Source organism: Novosphingobium sp. (genome assembly GCF_965214355.1).
In the GTDB taxonomy this organism is placed as follows: domain Bacteria; phylum Pseudomonadota; class Alphaproteobacteria; order Sphingomonadales; family Sphingomonadaceae; genus Novosphingobium.
Genome location: NZ_CBDCBI010000002.1, coordinates 541,216 through 558,809 on the forward strand (window position 1 = coordinate 541,216; position 17,594 = coordinate 558,809).

Here is a 17,594-nt window from a genome sequence, read left to right on the forward strand (position 1 = left end):
GAGCGGGCCTTGTCTAATATTGATGGCCTCAATGCGCCGCGCCCCATGATGCGCCGAACCCGATATCGATCCCCAACGGCACCGACAGCGTAATCGCCGGCTCCGCTGCCGTCGCCATCACGTGGCGGATCACGTCGCTTGCCGCTGCCACATCGGCTTCGGGCAGTTCGAACACCAGTTCGTCGTGGACCTGCAGCAGCATGCGCACGTGCGCCAGGCCGGCGTCGGCGAGGGTCGGCTCCATGCGGGCCATCGCGCGTTTGATGATGTCGGCGCACGTGCCCTGGATCGGGGCGTTGATTGCGGCGCGTTCGCTGCCGGTGCGTTCGGCCTGGATCTTGGATGCGATGCGCGGGAACCAGGTCTTGCGGCCGAATAGCGTGGTCGAATGGCCGTTTTCGCGCACGTGTTCCAGCGTTTCGTGGATGTAGCGCTGGATGCCGGGGAAGCTTTCGAAATAGCGGTCGATCATCGCCTGCGCCTCGTCCGGCGATGTACCCAGTCGGCCCGCCAGGCCCCAGCGGCTGATGCCGTACAGGATCGCGAAATTGATCGTCTTGGCACGGCCGCGGGTGTCGCGGTTGACTTCGCCGAACAGCTCCATCGCGGTGCGCGCGTGAATGTCCTCGCCCTGTGCGAACGCATCGCGCAGCGCGGGCACATCGGCCATATGCGCGGCCAGGCGCAATTCGATCTGGCTGTAATCGGCCGACAACAACACATTGCCGGGCTCGGCAACGAACGCATCGCGGATCTGCCGGCCGATTTCGGTGCGCACCGGAATGTTCTGCAAGTTGGGGTCGTTCGACGACAGGCGCCCGGTCTGCGCGCCGACGAGCGAATAGCTGGTGTGCACGCGGCCCGTGACGGGGTTGATCGCGGCTTGCAATGCGTCGGTATAGGTCGATTTCAGCTTCGACAACTGGCGCCATTCGAGCACCAGCGTCGGCACTTCGGAGCCGTCTGCGGCCAGCGTTTCGAGCACCGACTGGTCGGTCGAATACTGGCCGCTCTTGCCTTTCTTGCCGCCCTTGTAGCCCAGCCGGTCGAACAGCACGTCGCCCAGTTGCTTGGGGCTGCCGATCAGGAACGGCCCGCCGGCTTTTTCGTGGATCACGCTTTCCAGATCGGCGATGCGTGCGGCAAATTCGCCCGACAGCGCGGCCAGCCGCTGGCGATCGACCTTGATCCCCGCTGCTTCCATCCGTGCCACCACCGGCACCAGCGGGCGGTCGACGCGTTGATAGATCCGTGTACCGCCCTCATCGGCGAGACGGGGCAGGAACGTGTTGTACAACCGCCAGGTGATGTCGGCGTCTTCGGCGGCATAGCGCGTCGCCTCGGGCAGCGGCACTTGTGCAAACGAGATCGCTTTCTTGCCGGTGCCGGCGACATGCTTGAACGCGATCGGATCGTGTTCGAGGTGGCGCCGCGCCAGTTCGTCCATGCCATGGCCCCACGGCGCCAGATCGCCGCGCCCGGCATCGAGGCAGAAGCTCATCACCAGCGTATCGTCGATCGGTGAAACGTTCACGCCGTGGCGCGCCAGGACGACCAGGTCGTATTTGATATTCTGCCCGATTTTCAGCACCGCATCGCTTTCCAGCAGCGGTTTCAGCAGCGCGCAGGCGGTGGCGCGGTCGATCTGGTCGAGCGTTTCGGCAAACATGTCGCCGCCGCTGTGGCCGAGCGGAATGTAGCACGCTTCGCCAGCGCCAGTGGCCAGGCTGATACCGACCAGGTCCGACCCGATCGCATCGAGCGCGCTGGTCTCGGTATCGACTGCGACCACGCCGGCAGCAAACGCACGCGCGATCCACGCCTCCAGTGCGGGCACATCCTGCACGCAAGGGTAGGCGGCGTGGTCGATCGCCGCCCATTGGATCGGCGGCTGGCGATCGCCGGAGGACATGTCGGGCGCGTCTGCGGACACGCGCGTGTTGAGGATGCCCGGCGCTGATGTCTGTACAGGGCTGGCCGCACCCAGTTTTTTCAGCAGGCTGGTAAAGCCGTGCGTGCCCAGGAACGCGGCCAGCGGATCGGGCGGGATCGGGCCGAGCAGGAAATCATCGAGCGGCACGGGCAGGTCGCAATCTTCCTTCAGCGTGACCAGCCGGCGCGACAGGCGCGCCATCTCGGCCTCGGCGATCAGGCTGTCGCGCAGCTTGCCCGGTTTCATCGCAGGCGCGTTGGCCAGCGCTGATTCGAGGTCGCCATTTTCCTGGATCAGCTTGGTCGCGGTTTTGGGGCCGACACCGCGAATCCCGGGGATATTGTCGACCGCATCGCCCATCAACGCCAGCACATCGCCGACTCTTTCGGGCTCCACGCCAAACTTTTCATAAACTTCGGGGAGAAAAATGCGCTGATTTTTCATCGTGTCGAGCATGTCGACACGCGTGCCGCCGGGGCCTTCGCCGATCAGCTGCATCAGGTCTTTGTCCGACGACACGATCGTCACGTCCCACCCGCGTGCAGAGGCGGCGCGGGTGTAGGACGCGATCAGGTCGTCGGCCTCCAGCCCGGCTTCTTCGATGCACGCCAGGCTGAACGCGCGGGTGGCATCGCGGATCAGCGGAAACTGCGGCACGAGGTCTTCGGGCGGGGGCGGGCGGTGCGCCTTGTACGCCTCGTACATTTCATTGCGGAACGTGATCGAGCCCTTGTCGAGGATCACCGCAAGGTGCGTAGGCCCTTGAGCTATATGGAGATCTTCGGCCAGGCGCCACAGCATGGTGGTATAGCCATAGACCGCGCCGACCGGCGTGCCGGCCGGATTGGTCAGCGGCGGCAGGCGGTGATAGGCGCGAAAGATATAGGCCGATCCATCGACCAGATAGAGGTGATTGCGGGGGTGTACGGGGGCATCCATGTGCCATCTGTTAGGCTATCGACCGGAATTGACCAGAGGGGATTTGCGCGAAGGTGCCTCGCCCCGGCAACGGTCTGGCTCTGGCGTAGAACGGCCCGTCGCTCGCCGCAAACGGTCCTGTCACAGCGCGCGACAAAGCGGCAAAAAACCGTTGGCTTCCCACGCGATATGACAAGGGTGTGCGTGAACATGCGTTGAAAGCTTGCAACGCGATGAATTGCCGATTAATTGGGGCTGGAAGTCTATCGCCAGAGTAGGCTTTGCATCGGGCGTAATTGCCCGGCGCGGTTCACTTCAATCCAGGGATTCTAACGCATGCGCAAGCTCATCCTCGCCGCTGTCGCCGGCACTGCTTTTGTTGCTCTCGCGGGCTGCAACGAGACGAAGGTAGAAACGGCCACCACCGAAGCTGTTGAAGCGACCGACACCGGTTCGGCTGATGCAATGGACGCCAGCTCGGCTTCCGCTACGGACGCGAGCACCGCCGCCAAGATGTAATCTTGTCCGCAAGGACAAGTTACCGGCGTCGTTTGTTCGACGATATATGGAAAGGGAGTCTGGCCGTTCGGTCGGGCTCCCTTTTTGTGCGTGGTGTTCGGGTGTCCCTTCTTCTCCTCTCCCCTTCAGGGGAGGGGCCGGGGGTGGGGCCTCTCGGCTACAATCCCACGTCGCGATGGTCGCATAAGCGTTGGCGAGTGGGGCGCGGCCCCACCCCAACCCCTCCCCTGAAGGGGAGGGGCTTAAGTAAGAGCGCCTGTTTTTGATCAGCGGCGGCTGTCGCTCATTTCGGTGTGCGGCAGGGCTTGCGCGTAACCGTCGTACAATGCGCGGGTCACTTCGGCGATCATGATCGCGTGACTGGTGTGTCCTTCGGGCCCGGCGATGAAGATCGCCAGTGCCAGGTGGCGGCCATCGGGCAGGCGGATGATGCCGACATCGTCGGTAACGCCTGCCAGCGTGCCGGTCTTGTGCGCGAACACCGTGCCATCGGGCAGGCCGGCGCGCATGCGGTTCTTGCCCGTGCTGGTGCGGGTCATCGTGTCGAGCAGCACCGCGCGCGATTGCGGGCTGAGCACGCCGCCACGGTCGATCGCCGACAGCAGCGACAGCATCGCGCGCGGCGTGCTGGCGGTGCGCGTGTCGATCGTCGTTACCGGGTTGTAGCGGCCGTCATCGCGCACCAGCGTCGCCATCGTGCTGTCCAGATGCTGGCCGATGATCCCGCTTCTGGTCAGCCAGGCATTCACGACATTCACGCCGCCCACGGCGGTGATCAGGCCATCGGTCGCGTTGTTGTTGCTGCGCGTGATCGACAGTTCCATCAATTGCTGCGCGGCCATCACCGGGCCGGCGCGCAACGGCGCCGGGCTGCCCCGTGCGCCGCCCGGAGCCATCATCATCATCGGAAACGGTTGATCGAGCCGCAGACGGCCCTGTTCGACACCACTCAGATACGTCGCGGCAACCGCGACTTTGGCGGTGCTGGCCATCGGAAACGGCATGTCGCCGTTGATCAGAACCTGGCCACCACCATCGAGATCGGCCGCAGCAATGCCGACCCGGCCGCGCGAATGCGCGACAATGGCCTCGACCGATTGCTGGATGGCCAGATCGCGCTGGTCCTGCATCGTGGCAGGCGCGCGACTCTGGACTTGTGGTGATGTGATGACGAGCGCGGGGAATGCGGCCAGCGCCAAGGCCGCCAGCGAAAGCTTTCGAATACGCAATGCGCGCCCCACCATAGCCAACCCTGTCTGTCGCCGCGATCGATCCGCGGGGCGTTTGCCCAACGACAAATTATCCATACGCCAAGGGGGGTTACTAAACGATTGCGGATTGCCGCGATAGGCCTGGGTATTCATCCGGACGCAGCCGCAGGGCGTTCTGCCTCCCCGTTCTTCGGGGAGGCGGAACAGATCAGGCCGCCGCGGCTTTCAGATCGTCGATCAGGTCGGTGCGTTCCCACGGGAACAGGTCGCCCTCGGCCTTGCGGCCGAAATGGCCATAGGCGGCGGTGGCCGAATAGATCGGCTTGTTCAGTGAAAGTGCGGTGCGGATGCCGCGCGGGGTCAGGCCGCCCAGGCGCTCGGCCGCGACTTTGGTGACGGCGGCTTCGAGCGCATCATCGGCGACGATGCCGGTGCCATGCGTATCGATATACAGCGACAGCGGACGCGCAATGCCGATCGCATACGAGACCTGGATCGTGCAGCGCGTGGCGAGCCCCGCGGCAACGACGTTTTTCGCCAGGTAGCGCGTGACATAGGCCGCCGAACGATCGACTTTCGTGGGGTCCTTGCCCGAAAACGCGCCGCCGCCGTGCGGGCTGGCGCCGCCGTATGTGTCGACGATGATCTTGCGCCCGGTCAGCCCGGCGTCGCCGTCCGGCCCGCCGATCTCGAAGCTGCCGGTCGGGTTGATGTGATAGACGGTCCGCTCGGTCAGCAATTCGGCCGGAATCACTTTAGCGATCGCGGCTTTGACCCAGGCTTTCAGCTCGGCTTCGCCCGCGCCTTCATCCCAGCCGGCCTTGTGCTGGGTGGAAACGACGATCGCAGTCGCTTCGGCCGGGCGGCCATCGGCAAAACGCAAGGTGACCTGGCTTTTGGCATCGGGTTCCAGGAACGGCGCGGCGCCCGAATGGCGGTCTTGCGCCAGTTGTGCCAGGATCTTGTGGCTGTAATCGAGCGTCGCCGGCATCAGGTCGGGCGTTTCGTCGCAGGCAAAGCCGAACATGATGCCCTGGTCGCCGGCGCCTTCGTCCTTGTTTGCGCCGGCATCGACGCCTTGCGCGATATGCGCCGATTGCGGGTGCAGGTTGTTTTCGAACCGGAATGTCTTCCAGTGAAACCCGGCCTGTTCATAGCCGATACGGCGCACGGTGTCGCGCACCGCGTGCTCGACTTCGTCCTGCACGCCTGCGGCCCAGTTGCCTGCCTCGTCCATGATGCCCTTGCCGCGGATTTCTCCGGCCAGCACCACCAGTTGCGTCGTCGTCAGCGTTTCGCAGGCGATTCGCGCTTCGGGGTCCTTGCCCAGGAACAGATCGACGATTGCATCGCTGATCTGGTCGGCGACTTTATCGGGATGGCCTTCGGACACGCTTTCCGAGGTAAACAGGTAATCGCTGCGCATGGGTGCACCCGCCGTCAAAGGTCGAAATCACATATAAAGGTTTCTTTATGTGACGTCCCTTAGCGAGCCTTGCGCCGCGTTGCAACCAGTCCGGTGACAAGAACAACTATGCACCACGCAAGCGGCAGGGCATTTCCGCCACGCGCAAACAGCGTCGGCGGCAGGGCCCGCGGCACGCGCCCGTCGATCCGCGCGGTGGCCAAATAGGGAATCGACTGGCGCACGCCGCCGCCTGCATCGATCACTGCGCTGATGCCGGTGGTGGTCGAGCGCAGCACTGGCAGGCCTTCCTCGATCGCGCGCAGCCGTGCCTGCGCCAGATGTTGCGGCGGGCCGATCGGGCCGAACCAGCCGTCGTTCGACGGATTGACGATATAGTCGGGGCGATGCGCGCGATCGACGACATGGCCGGAAAAGACGATCTCGTAACAGATCTGAAAACCGGGACTGCCCCAATTCGGGACAGGGATCGTACGCGGCCCGGGCCCGGCGATGAAATCGAGATCGCCCCCGACCAGGCGCGACAACCCGAGCGGGGTCAGCCACGCGCGCATCGGCAGGTATTCGCCATAGGGCACCAGATGCGCCTTGGCATAACCGCCGCGAATCGTGCCGAGCGGGTCGATCAGCGTGATCACGTTGTACGCGCCGGTGACCTGACGCCTGGTCAGCGACAGATCGCTGGCGCCGGTCATCAGCAGGCTTTGCTGGCCCACGACTTCGCTCATGCGCTCGCGCGCCAGCGCCGGATCGCCGCCAAAGGTGGTCTGCTGATACCATGTTTGGTCATAGCCGGGGCGCAGGTAGTCGGGCACGCCGCCCTCTGGCCACAGCACGATCCGCGGGCCCGCTCCGTCTGCCGGCACGCGGCCCGATAGCCGGGCCAGCGTGCGGAACTGGCTCTCGAACAGGCGGGCGTTGTTGATATCGTTCTGGTTCAGGTCGGGCTGGACCAGCGTATAGGCAAGCGTGTTGTCACCCGGGATGCCGGCGATGGGCAGCAGCATCAGTGCCGGCGGCACAAGTGCGGCAAGGATTGCGGCGGCAAACCGGCGTTCGCGCGCGCGTTGCCAGGCCCAAAGCCACAGGCCCGCCAGCAGGATGACAACACCCGACAGCGCATACGTGCCGCACCATGCGGCGATTCGCGCCAGGCCCGGCCGATCGAACGGGCCCAGCGTAACGACCCCGAGCGGGTTCCACGGAAACCCCGTAAACACCCAGCTGCGCAGCCATTCGGCCACGACCCACGATGCCGCCAGCGCCGGCACCATGCCTGTGCGGCGGCGCAAGGCCCACGCCGCGGTCATGGCCAGTGCGGGATAGACCGCCAGATAGAACGCAAGCAACACAACCGCGATGTGGCCAAGCCAGGCGGGCATTTGCGCCTGGAACGTAAACGCGGTGGCGATCCACGTGTTGCCCAGCGTGAAGTGCCCGACGCCGAACAGCCACCCGATCCATGCAGCGTCGCGCGCGCGCGGCGCTGCGGCGATGAGCGGGATCAGCAGCGCCAGCGCGAGCAGGGTAAGGGGCCACAGGCCCCACGGTTGGAAACCGGTCGCGGCCAAGGCGCCAAGCAACAGCGGCGCGAGCCAGCGGAGGCGGGGAAGGATGGTCATAGGGGAGGGGTTGGGGTGGGGGCAAAGCCCACTCGCCGACGCCTGGACTGAATGATGCCGAGAGCCCCCACCCCCGGCCCCTCCCCTGACGGGGAGGGGGGCAAGGAAAGCGGGGTCATGCGTTAGCCTTCGGCGTCGACCTGAGCTTCGGGCAACGGGTTCTTGCGCGGGCGGCCGCGCTTTTTGGGCGCGGCTGGAGCGTCTTGCGCCTCAACCACAACAACCGGCGCGGCCACCGCAACCGGCTTGGTCACCCGGGTCCGCTCGGGGCGCGCAGGCGCTTCGATCACGGTGTCGTTGCGGATGCCGATTGCCGGCGGCAGGATCGAAGGATCGAACGCCGGGGCCGCTTCGGCAACCCGTTCGGAGCGCTCGGGGCGTGGATTGCCCTGGTTGCGCGGTGCCTCGGCGCGCGGTGTATCGGTGCGCGGTGCATCCTGGCGATAGCTGTCTGGACGCGGCGCATCGTTGTCTTCGCGCCGGCCGATGCGGCGATCGTTGGTGCGGCCGCGCGGTCCGCGCGGGCCACGGCCGTCCCGGACAAACGGGTTTTCGCCCCCTTGCGCAATCGGATCGCCTTCATCCGCACGCATGCCTTCGGCAGGCGCGCCCTCGGCCACCGGTTCGGGTGTGCGCTGGCGATTGTCGCGCTGTTGCTCACGCGGCTGATAATTGGCCTCGCGGTCATCACGGCGCGGCTGTTCGTCTCGGCGATTTTGGTCGCGCTGGGTCTGCTCACGCTGGGTCTGATCGCGGGGCGCCTGCTCGCGCTGGCCCTGATCACGCTGGGTCTGATCACGTTGGCTATGATCACGCTGGCCCTGCTCGCGGTTTGGCTGTTCGCGATTCGTTTCACGCGGCGCGCGATCATACGTCGGGAAATTGGCATCCATGCCGAATTCCAGCGCTTCGTCCTCGCCGTCCTGGTCCTGCCACTGGTCGCCGCTGACGCCGCCACCGTTCTGATAGCCCTGGACGTATCCCGAACCATTGGGCGCGCCGGGCTGGCCGCCGGTCTGGCGCAGCCGCTGCTCTTCCATGCGGACACGGGTATCGGCCGTGACGCGGAAATAATGATCGGCGAATTGCAGGTAGTATTCCGCCTGCACGCGATCGCCGTTCATGTGCGCGTCCTGCGCCATCTTGCGATATTTTTCGAGCAACTGGGGCGCATTGCCCCGTGCGCGGCTGTCAATCCGGTTGACCTGCTGCCCACCACCACCGCCGTTTTGCGGGCGGTTGTTGTTGCCACGCCCACGCCTGCGGTTGTTGTTGTTATTGTTGCTGCTGCTACCACGATTGTTGTTCAACTCAGGCACGTCCTTGTTTGGGCCAGCGATCGCCAGGGCCAGTAGTCCTCAGGAGTGGTCCGGTTTTTCAGGCCGGATGGACGTGCGTAGCCCCGATGCAGCGCATGCCTTTGCCTCCGCGCCCACACTGCGACGTGGCAGGTGGGTATTCCAGCATCTGTGGTGTGCCGTCAGAGTGTCGGCCAACAAGTCAAATGGTGGAGCAGACCGGGGCGGGAAGCGATCATCCGTCCCCAAGTCTGGGTCGTTGATTAGTAGGGCCGAACCGGCTTGCCAAGTGAAATATTCAGTCAAATCGGGCGAATTATGTCATTATCACTGTCGATTTCCACAACCCGCGGCCTTTGGGCCAAGTCGCAATGGACACGCGCGGCCATTCCGGCGGCCCGGGCCAGCGCCATGACCGCCTCGCCCTGGGTCCAGCCGATCTCGACCAGCGCGGTGCCGTCCGGAGCCAGCAGATCGCGAAGTACGGGAACGAAAACACGATAATCATCGAGCCCCTGCGCGCCGGCAAAAAGCGCAGCATGCGGTTCGTGTGCCAAAACCGATGCATCGAGGCTCGCGCCGGTTTCGACATAGGGCGGATTGGCCAGCACCAGATCGAACCGGCCCAGGGCGCTGGCCCAATGGTCTTGTGTCCAGTCGCCCGCGATCATTTCGGCCCGCGTCGATAACCCCAGCGCGTCGGCATTGCGCCGCGCAATCGCCAGCGCGCCGTGCGACCGCTCGATCCCGACGCCGGTCGCGCCCGGCCACTGGCTCAGCGCGGTGAGCAGCAAGGCGCCCGACCCGGTGCCCAGATCGAGTATCCGCAACGGCGGGCGCCGCCGCTCGATCGCCACGGCGATCAGGGTTTCGGTATCGCCGCGCGGGATCAGGACATCGCGCGTGACGATGAAGTCGAGACCCCAGAATTCCTGGTGCCCGGTGATATAGGCGACGGGCTCGTGGGTCATGCGCCGCTCGATCAGCGTATCGTACCCGTCAGGAACGGCCCCCTGCATATGGCGCAGGATCATCTCGCTGCGCGTCACGCCCAGCGCATGCGCCAGCAACACTTCGGCATCGAGCCGCGCGGTATCGCTGCTCTGGCCCAGCCGCCGGGTCGCGGCGACCAGCGCCTGGGCGACGTTCACTGGCCCAGCGCCGCCAGCCGCTTGGCCTGGTCTTCGCCGATCAGGGCGTCGATCAGTTCGCCAAGCCCGGTCCCGGCCAGGATTTCGGGCAGGCGGTGCAGCGTCAGGTTGATACGGTGGTCGGTCACGCGGCCTTGCGGAAAATTGTAGGTGCGGATGCGTTCGGACCGGTCGCCCGATCCGACCATCGCGCGGCGCGCCTCGGCCTCGGCGCCCTGCGCCTGAGCGCGGCGCAAGTCATAGACGCGCGTGCGCAGCACCTGCATCGCCTTGGCCCGGTTCTTGTGCTGGCTGCGCTCGTCCTGCTGAATGACCACGATGCCGGTGGGCAGGTGAGTCAGGCGCACCGCCGAATCAGTCGTGTTGACATGCTGTCCGCCCGCGCCCGACGCGCGGTAGATATCGATCTTCAGGTCGCGCTCGTCGATCGTCACATCGACTTCGTCGGGTTCGGGCAGGATCGCCACGGTCGCAGCGGACGTATGGATGCGGCCGCCGCTTTCGGTCACCGGCACGCGCTGCACGCGGTGCACGCCGCTTTCGTATTTCAGAGCCGCAAACACGCCCTGGCCCGCGACGTGCGCGACCACTTCCTTGAACCCGCCGATATCGCTGACATTGGCGGAGATCAGCTCGACTTTCCACCCGCGTTCGGCAGCATAGCGTTCGTACATGCGGTAAAGGTCGGCGGCGAACAGCGCGGCCTCATCGCCGCCGGTGCCGGCGCGGATTTCCAGCATTGCGGGCCGCGCATCGGCGGTGTCGCGCGGCAGCATCGCCAAGGCGAGCGCCAGTTCGGCCTGCGCCAGTTCGGCGCGCAGGCGCACGGATTCCTCTTCGGCAAGCGTGCGCATGTCGGCATCGCCGTCGGCGAATTCGGCGAGCGCGGTCAGTTCGTCGCGCAGCAGGCGAACGTTGCGCGCGGTCTGCGCAACGGGTTCGAGTTCGGAATAGTCGCGACTGGCGGCGATGAACGCATCGCCCTCAAGCGTGCCCGAGGCAAGCCGCGCCTCGAGCTCGGCAAACCGCGCGCCGATCTGTTCGAGCCGGGTGTCGGCGATGCTCACCTTCTGAGCCCCTCCCCTTCAGGGGAGGGGTTGGGGTGGGGCCTCTCGGCTACAACCCAGGCATGCGATGATCCCATCGGCTTTGGCGAGTGGGGCGCGGCCCCACCCCCAGCCCCTCCCCTGAAGGGGAGGGGGGCAAGAAGATTGGCGCTCATTCGCCCAGGATCATCTTTACGTGGGCTTGTACGGTGTCGTCGCCGCGCAGGCGCCATTGGGGCCTATCCTCGCTCAGCGATAATCCGATCAGCACCCTGGCCGGGATCTTCGTCGCCTTGTCATAGCGTTTGCGTGGCGATCCGGTCGCGACGATCTCGCCCGACAATCCGGCGCGGCGCAGCGCGGCCAGAGCGGCGGTGGCGGCATCGAGCGCACCATCGTCCTCGACCGCAATCACCACATCGGCCGGCACTTCGTCCTTCGTGCCGACCAGCATCGCCAGGCGCTCGATCCCGGCCGCCCAGCCGACTGCCGGTGTGTGCGGCCCGCCCAGCGCCTCGATCAGCCCGTCATAGCGCCCGCCGCCCAGCACGGTGCCTTGCGCGCCCAGCCGGTCGGTGACGAATTCGAACGCGGTATGCCGGTAGTAATCGAGCCCGCGCACCAGCGCGGGCGCGCGCACCCAGGCGACGCCGGCCGCGTGCAGCCCGGCGGTCACCTGGCCGAAGAAATCCTGCGCTTCGCCGGTCAGGAAATCGTCGATACGCGGCGCATCGGCGGTAAACGGCTTGTCGCGCGGGTCTTTCGAATCGAGAATGCGCAACGGATTGCGTTCGAGCCGGTCCTGCGAGTCTTCGCTAAGGTCGGCGGCATGATCGCGGAAATAGGCGATCAGCGCGCTGCGCCACGCCTCGCGGCTGGCCCCGTCGCCCAGCGTATTGAGCTGCAGCGTCACGCCATCGGCAATGCCCAGTTCGCGCAGCAATTGATCGGCCAGGCACAGCAATTCGACGTCTGCCTGGGGTTCCCCGGCGCCGATCACTTCGGCGTCCAGCTGGTGAAACTGGCGATAGCGGCCTTTTTGCGGGCGCTCATAGCGGAACAGCGGCCCGTGCGTGGCCAGCCGCACCGGCGCATATTGCTGCCAGCCGTTGGTCAGGTAGGCGCGCGCGATCCCGGCGGTGAATTCGGGCCGCAGCGTCAGCGATTCGCCGCCGCGATCGTCGAACGAATACATTTCCTTCGACACGACATCGGTGGTCTCGCCCAGCGAGCGCGAAAACACCGTGGTTTTTTCAAACACCGGCATCTCGATCCGGCGAAACCGGTACAGGCGGCGCACGCGTTCAAAGGTTTCAACGACATGGCCGAACGCTTCGGCTTCTGCGCCAAAAATGTCCTGGGTGCCGCGAATGGCTTGCGGCGTGGTGGCTTTGGCGGTGTCGGTCGGCTTGTTCATCGCGCAGCGCTTAGCGGATGGGCGCGCACAAGAAAAGGCAGGGGCGGGAGTTGCGCGATTCCCGTCGCCCCGGCATGATCGGCGCATGATCAAACCGACCCACCTGTTGTGCAGCGCCGCGCTGTACGCCTCCGCCCTGCTGTCATCCGCCGCACAGGCGCAAGTGCAGCCCGCCACCAACAGCTTTCCCGCCGCTGTGCCGATCACCATCAACGTGCCCGATGCGCGGGATGTCGCCTATCCCGGCGTGATCGCGCTCGATGTCGATGCGACGGATCTGGAAACCGGCGCGACGCGCGTGACCGAGAAAATTCCGGTCGAGCCCGGCACGAAGCAGCTCGCGCTGCTGCTCCCGGAATGGATTCCCGGCAATCACAGCGCGGCGGGCAAGCCGGCCGAGCTGGTCGGCGTGCATTTCATTGCCGATGGAAAGGAGCTGACCTGGCATCGCGATCCGGTCGACGTCTATGCCTACATGGTGGACCTGCCCGCGGGCGCGCGCGAAGTGACCGCGCACATGATCCACACCCCCGCGCTGAAAGGCGAACCCGGCGACCGGGTGACGATCACGCGCGAAATCGTCAATCTGGAATGGGACCAGTTCACGCTGTATCCCGCCGGGCATTATGTGCGGCAGATCAGGATCAAGCCGACAGTGACGTTCCCGGCCGGATTTACCGCCTATACCGCGCTGGACGGTCATGAAACCGGGGGCGGCAACAAGAACACCTGGGACGTCACCGATTACGAAACGCTGGTCGATTCGCCGATCTTTGCGGGCAAATATGCGCGCCGGTTCGAAATCGGCAACAAGGTCTGGCTCGATACCGTGGCCGACAAGCCCGAAGACCTGGTGATCGCGCCCGAACACCTCGAAACTTATCGCAACCTGGTCAAGGAAGCCGACACGCTGTTCGGTGCGCGGCATTACGATCATTACGATTTCCTGCTGGCGTTCAGCGACCGGATGAGCGGCGTCGGGCTGGAGCATCACCGCTCCAACGAAAGCGAATATCTGCCCAAGGCGTGGACCGATTGGGCGGCATCCGATTGGGATCGCAATGTCGTGCCGCACGAATACACGCATTCGTGGGACGGCAAATACCGCCGCCCGGCACGGCTGTGGACGCCAGACTATCGCCAGCCGATGATCGACGACCTGCTGTGGGTCTATGAAGGCCAGACCCAGTTCTGGGGCCTGGTGCTCGCGGCGCGATCGGGTGTGCAGACCAAAGAGACGATCCTGGGCGAACTGGCGGCCTATGCCGGGACGTTCGGCATAACCGCAGGGCGCGAATGGCGGCCGGTGGTCGACACCACGACCGACCCGATCTTTGCCGCGCGCCGGCCCAAGCCGTTTGCCACGATGTCGCGCAACGAGGATTATTATACCGAAGGCGCGCTGGTCTGGCTCGAGGCCGATCAGATCATCCGCGCCGGCACCGCAGGGGCGCGCGGCCTCGATGACTTTGCCAAGGCGTTCTACGGCATGCGCAACGGCGACTGGGGCGTGCTGCCCTATACTCGCGCCGATGTCGTCGCCACGATGAACCAGGTCTACCCTTATGACTGGGACACGTTCTTCAGGACGCGGATCGAGACCCCCGGGCAACCGGTGCCGGTGGGCGGCATCGAACGCGGCGGGTATCATCTGGTGTGGAAAGACAAGCCCAACCCGTATGATGCGGGCCGCGCGACCGAGGCCAAAATGCTCAGCCTGGCCTATTCACTGGGCATGGTGCTCGACAGCGACGGCAAAGTGATGTCGACGATCTGGGGCAGCGCCGCGTTCAAGGCCGGCGTCGTGCCATCGTCACAGGTGGTCGCAGTCAATGGCGATGCCTACAGCGCCGATACGATCAAGGCCGCGATTACGGCCGCCAAAGGCACCGACAAGCCGATCAGCCTGCTGATCAAACGCGACAGCCATTTCGAAACCGTCAGCATCACCTGGCGCGACGGTTTGCGCTATCCCTGGCTGGAGCGTTCGGGCGGCATCAAGGGCCCGGGCGGGCTTGACCTGTTGCTCGATCCACACCGGGCCCAATCCTCTGCGACAAAGCCCGCGACGGCGAAACATTGACCACGCGTAAACCGGCGGCGCAGGCTCGGCCGCAACGGCATCTGGCGCAACTTGGCGGATGGCTGGCGCCGCCGCGCTTCCTGATGTTCCTGGCGCTGTTCGCGCTGGGGGTCGGCGCGTGGCGCTGGCTGGGGCATGGCATCGCCGATGCGGTCGACCTTGGCTTCGACGGGGCGGCGCTGGCATTTCTGGTCAGTGTGGTGCCGCTGTTCCTGACCCATCGCGATACCGCGTCGATCCGCGCCCAATCGGCGCGCAACGATGCCAATCGCGTGGTGGTGTTGTGCATCACCTCGGCCCTGTCGGTGGTGGTCATGGCCGCGATCGCGGGCGAAGTGCCGCATGTGGCGCATGGCGGGCCGATCGTGCTGGTCAAGGTGATCGCCACGCTGCTGCTCACCTGGCTGTTCGCCAACGTGATGTATGCGCTGCATTATGCGCACCTATATTACTCGGCGGGTGAAGTGGCGGGCAAGGATACGGGTGGGCTGGAGTTTCCGGGCGACACAGACCCCGATTATCTCGATTTCGCCTATTTCGCGTTCACGCTCGGCATGACGTTTCAGACCGCCGATGTCGGGATCAGCGGGCGGCCGATCCGCCATATCGCGATGCTGCACACGTTCGCTGCGTTTATCTACAACATCGGCGTGATTGCGTTCACCATCAACGCCATTGGCGGCGCCGGGAACACCTGATCCGTGACAACGCATGTTGCGATGCACAACCCGGCAGGCTAGAGCGTGCGCCGTACCACGCAACCGGACCTGTCAACGGTCCACGCCACAAGGGTAGAGCATGCGCATCGACTTGATTCCGACCGGTGATAATCCTCCCGAAAGCCTGAACGTCGTCATCGAAGTGCCGGTCGGCGGCGAGCCGGTGAAATATGAATTCGACAAGGCGTCGGGCGCGCTGTTTGTCGATCGTATCCTGCACACGCCAATGCGCTATCCCGCCAACTACGGCTTTGTCCCGCATACGCTGTCGCCCGATGGCGATCCGCTCGATGCACTGGTGATCGCGCGCTCGCCCTTCGTCCCCGGCTCGGTCGTGCGCGCGCGGCCGATCGCGGTGCTCAATCTCGAAGACGAACATGGCGGCGATGAAAAGCTGGTCTGCGTGCCGGATACCAAGACGTTTCCGTACTATTCGGACATCAAGGAAAAGGACGACCTGCCTGAAATCACGTTCGCGCAGATCGAGCATTTCTTTACGCATTACAAGGATCTGGAAAAGGACAAGTGGGTCCGTGTCGGCACCTGGGGCGGCGCCGACGAAGCGCGCCGGATCGTTCTGGAAGCGATCGAACGCTACAACAACGAGCCGAAGTAAGGGGGCAACGCCCACCCCACGCCATACGTCATCCCGGCCTTGAGCCGGGATCCCGCTTTCTTTCGGCGCCAGCTGTTTGCGCCGACGCAGACATGAAGCGCTTTTGCGACTGGTCAGCGCGAGAAAGCAGCGGGACCCCGGATCGAGTCCGGGGTGACGCGTGGTGACAGGATGGTCCGCTATCGGGCAATCAATCCCCCGCGACAGTCATCCCGTCGATCCGTAGCGTCGGCACGTCGATGCCGTTGAGCAGTTCCAGGTCGTTCGCCGGCACCAGCGCGGCGAACATGTCGATCAGGTTGCCTGCGATTGCGAATTCCGCGACCGCCTCGCCGATCACGCCATTGCTTATGCGGTAGCCCGATGCGCCCCGGCTGTAATCGCCGGTCACGCCGTTGACGCCGCTGCCGATCAGTTCGGTGATATACACCCCCTCGGCGATGTCGGCGATCAGCGCGGTGGGGGTGACGCTCCCGTTGGCTAATGCGATATTGGCCGTGCTGACATGCGGCGCGCCCGATCCGCCGCGCCCGGCGTGGCCGGTGGGGGCAAGATCAAGCTGCCGTGCGGCGGCGCAATCCATCAGCCATCCGGTCAGGCGGCCGGCGTCGATCAGCGCGCGGGGGGTCGTGGGCAGGCCTTCGCCATCGAACGGGCGCGAACGCAAGCCGCGCAAGATGTGCGGATTTTCCTGGATCGTGACGCCGCTGTCGAACAGTTGCGCCCCGGCCTTGTCGAGCAGGAAACTGGAGCGGCGCGCGATCGAGCTGCCGGAGATCGCGCCGATCAGATGCCCGACGAGCGAGGCGCCGACGCGCGGATCGAACACCACCGGCATGGCGCCGCTGCGCATCTTGCCGGGGTTCAGCCGGCGAACCGCGCGCTCGCCCGCTTCGCGCCCGATCAGGTCGGTACCGGGCAGGTCGGCGGCGTGGCGCACGCTGCGATAGGCGTAATCGCGCTGCATCGTGCTGCCTTCGCCGGCGACGACGCTGGCGGAAAAGCCGTGGCTGCTGGCGGCATAGGCGCCGGTGAAGCCGTTGCTGGTGGCCAGCGCAAACACCGATCGGCCGCTGCTGGCGCTGCCGCCGTTGCTGTTGGTAACGCCGGCGACGGCCATGGCCGCCGCCTCGACGGCGTGGGCCATGTCGCGCAAGGCCTGGGGTTCGGCTTCGCCACCGTCATCCAGATCTAGCGCGGGCGCGGCATCGCGAAGCAGCAGTTCGGCGTCGGCAAGCCCGGCAAAGCGGTCGGGCGGGGCCAGCCGCGCCATCGCGACCGCGCGCTGCGCCAGTTCATCGAGCGCCGCATCGCCAAGGTCGGTCGATCCGATCGAGGCCGAGCCACCGCCGGCAAACACGCGCAGGCCGATGTGTTCGGATTCGGAGCGCTCGACATCTTCCAGCGCGCCCAGCCGGACCGTGACGCTTTGCGAGCCATTGGCCATATAAACCGCATCGCCGGCCTCGGCGCCGGCCAGTTTCGCACGGGCCAACAGCGCCTCGCACCGTTCGCTCGCGTCGTTGGGGGATAGCATTGGGGGAAGGGTCCGGTCGATATGGGGGAAAGGTCTGCGCTTAGCGCCAAGGCCGGCGTTCTTCAATGGCGCCCGGCGCTTGATTTACGCGTTCGCCC

At 65.4% G+C, this 17,594-nt stretch carries 13 protein-coding genes and 1 pseudogene; 4 read left to right on the forward strand and 10 right to left on the reverse strand.

Annotated elements, in window-relative coordinates:
• Positions 1–28: 28 nt before the first annotated feature.
• Positions 29–2,872, reverse strand: coding sequence for a DNA polymerase I (polA, locus tag ACOOE2_RS03195; protein WP_420381580.1), 2,844 nt, complete (start codon positions 2,870–2,872; stop codon positions 29–31).
• 315 nt (positions 2,873–3,187) lie between these two features.
• Here polA and ACOOE2_RS03200 point away from each other — a divergent pair, with 315 nt between their 5' ends.
• Complete coding sequence (locus tag ACOOE2_RS03200) at positions 3,188–3,370, forward strand: hypothetical protein (RefSeq protein ID WP_420381581.1); 183 nt, start codon at positions 3,188–3,190, stop codon at positions 3,368–3,370.
• A gap of 266 nt (positions 3,371–3,636) precedes the next feature.
• Here the strand turns inward: ACOOE2_RS03200 and ACOOE2_RS03205 are convergent, their stop codons facing one another.
• The 8 genes and pseudogenes from ACOOE2_RS03205 to hisS form a co-directional block, all read right to left on the reverse strand.
• The gene (locus ACOOE2_RS03205; RefSeq protein ID WP_420381582.1) at positions 3,637–4,599 is read right to left on the reverse strand and encodes a serine hydrolase; all 963 of its coding nucleotides are present in this window, start codon (positions 4,597–4,599) and stop codon (positions 3,637–3,639) included.
• A gap of 190 nt (positions 4,600–4,789) precedes the next feature.
• The gene (gene metK / locus ACOOE2_RS03210; RefSeq protein ID WP_420381583.1) at positions 4,790–6,007 is read right to left on the reverse strand and encodes a methionine adenosyltransferase; all 1,218 of its coding nucleotides are present in this window, start codon (positions 6,005–6,007) and stop codon (positions 4,790–4,792) included.
• 59 nt (positions 6,008–6,066) lie between these two features.
• The gene (gene lnt, locus ACOOE2_RS03215; RefSeq protein WP_420381584.1) at positions 6,067–7,629 is read right to left on the reverse strand and encodes an apolipoprotein N-acyltransferase; all 1,563 of its coding nucleotides are present in this window, start codon (positions 7,627–7,629) and stop codon (positions 6,067–6,069) included.
• Between the two features lie 122 nt (positions 7,630–7,751).
• A complete protein-coding gene (locus ACOOE2_RS03220) occupies positions 7,752–8,222 on the reverse strand; it encodes a hypothetical protein (protein ID WP_420384651.1) in 471 nt (156 codons plus the stop codon).
• A 513-nt stretch (positions 8,223–8,735) separates the two neighbouring features.
• Positions 8,736–8,948, reverse strand: a pseudogene (locus tag ACOOE2_RS03225) (DUF4167 domain-containing protein); the annotation flags it as partial.
• A 281-nt stretch (positions 8,949–9,229) separates the two neighbouring features.
• Positions 9,230–10,078, reverse strand: a complete 849-nt coding sequence (gene prmC, locus ACOOE2_RS03230; RefSeq protein WP_420381585.1) for a peptide chain release factor N(5)-glutamine methyltransferase — start codon at positions 10,076–10,078, stop codon at positions 9,230–9,232.
• Positions 10,075–11,145 (reverse strand): peptide chain release factor 1, encoded by a 1,071-nt coding sequence (gene prfA / locus ACOOE2_RS03235; protein WP_420381586.1) that lies wholly within the window; start codon positions 11,143–11,145, stop codon positions 10,075–10,077. The genes prmC and prfA overlap by 4 nt, the downstream gene beginning before the upstream one ends.
• Before the next feature lie 151 nt (positions 11,146–11,296).
• The gene (gene hisS, locus ACOOE2_RS03240; protein WP_420381587.1) at positions 11,297–12,541 is read right to left on the reverse strand and encodes a histidine--tRNA ligase; all 1,245 of its coding nucleotides are present in this window, start codon (positions 12,539–12,541) and stop codon (positions 11,297–11,299) included.
• Positions 12,542–12,626: 85 nt separating this feature from the next.
• Between hisS and ACOOE2_RS03245 the strand changes: the two genes are divergently transcribed.
• From ACOOE2_RS03245 to ppa, 3 genes are all read left to right on the forward strand, one after another.
• Positions 12,627–14,624, forward strand: coding sequence for a M61 family metallopeptidase (locus ACOOE2_RS03245; protein ID WP_420381588.1), 1,998 nt, complete (start codon positions 12,627–12,629; stop codon positions 14,622–14,624).
• Positions 14,621–15,322: a DUF1345 domain-containing protein gene (locus ACOOE2_RS03250; RefSeq protein WP_420381589.1), complete on the forward strand. Its 702-nt coding sequence runs from the start codon at positions 14,621–14,623 to the stop codon at positions 15,320–15,322. The genes ACOOE2_RS03245 and ACOOE2_RS03250 overlap by 4 nt, the downstream gene beginning before the upstream one ends.
• A gap of 100 nt (positions 15,323–15,422) precedes the next feature.
• Positions 15,423–15,959: an inorganic diphosphatase gene (ppa, locus tag ACOOE2_RS03255; RefSeq protein WP_420381590.1), complete on the forward strand. Its 537-nt coding sequence runs from the start codon at positions 15,423–15,425 to the stop codon at positions 15,957–15,959.
• A gap of 190 nt (positions 15,960–16,149) precedes the next feature.
• Here ppa and ACOOE2_RS03260 read toward each other — a convergent pair whose 3' ends face one another.
• A complete protein-coding gene (locus ACOOE2_RS03260) occupies positions 16,150–17,496 on the reverse strand; it encodes a TldD/PmbA family protein (RefSeq protein ID WP_420381591.1) in 1,347 nt (448 codons plus the stop codon).
• Positions 17,497–17,594: the final 98 nt, after the last annotated feature.

Bases quoted from the DNA above. Each gene is read 5' to 3' on its own strand.
- lnt (WP_420381584.1), bottom strand. From the start codon at position 7,629: ATGACCATCCTTCCCCGCCTCCGCTGGCTCGCGCCGCTGTTGCTTGGC.
- ppa (WP_420381590.1), top strand. From the start codon at position 15,423: ATGCGCATCGACTTGATTCCGACCGGTGATAATCCTCCCGAAAGCCTG.
- ACOOE2_RS03200 (WP_420381581.1), top strand. From the start codon at position 3,188: ATGCGCAAGCTCATCCTCGCCGCTGTCGCCGGCACTGCTTTTGTTGCT.
- ACOOE2_RS03220 (WP_420384651.1), bottom strand. From the start codon at position 8,222: ATGCGTGCGGATGAAGGCGATCCGATTGCGCAAGGGGGCGAAAACCCG.
- polA (WP_420381580.1), bottom strand. From the start codon at position 2,872: ATGGATGCCCCCGTACACCCCCGCAATCACCTCTATCTGGTCGATGGA.
- metK (WP_420381583.1), bottom strand. From the start codon at position 6,007: ATGCGCAGCGATTACCTGTTTACCTCGGAAAGCGTGTCCGAAGGCCAT.
- ACOOE2_RS03260 (WP_420381591.1), bottom strand. From the start codon at position 17,496: ATGCTATCCCCCAACGACGCGAGCGAACGGTGCGAGGCGCTGTTGGCC.
- hisS (WP_420381587.1), bottom strand. From the start codon at position 12,541: ATGAACAAGCCGACCGACACCGCCAAAGCCACCACGCCGCAAGCCATT.
- ACOOE2_RS03245 (WP_420381588.1), top strand. From the start codon at position 12,627: ATGATCAAACCGACCCACCTGTTGTGCAGCGCCGCGCTGTACGCCTCC.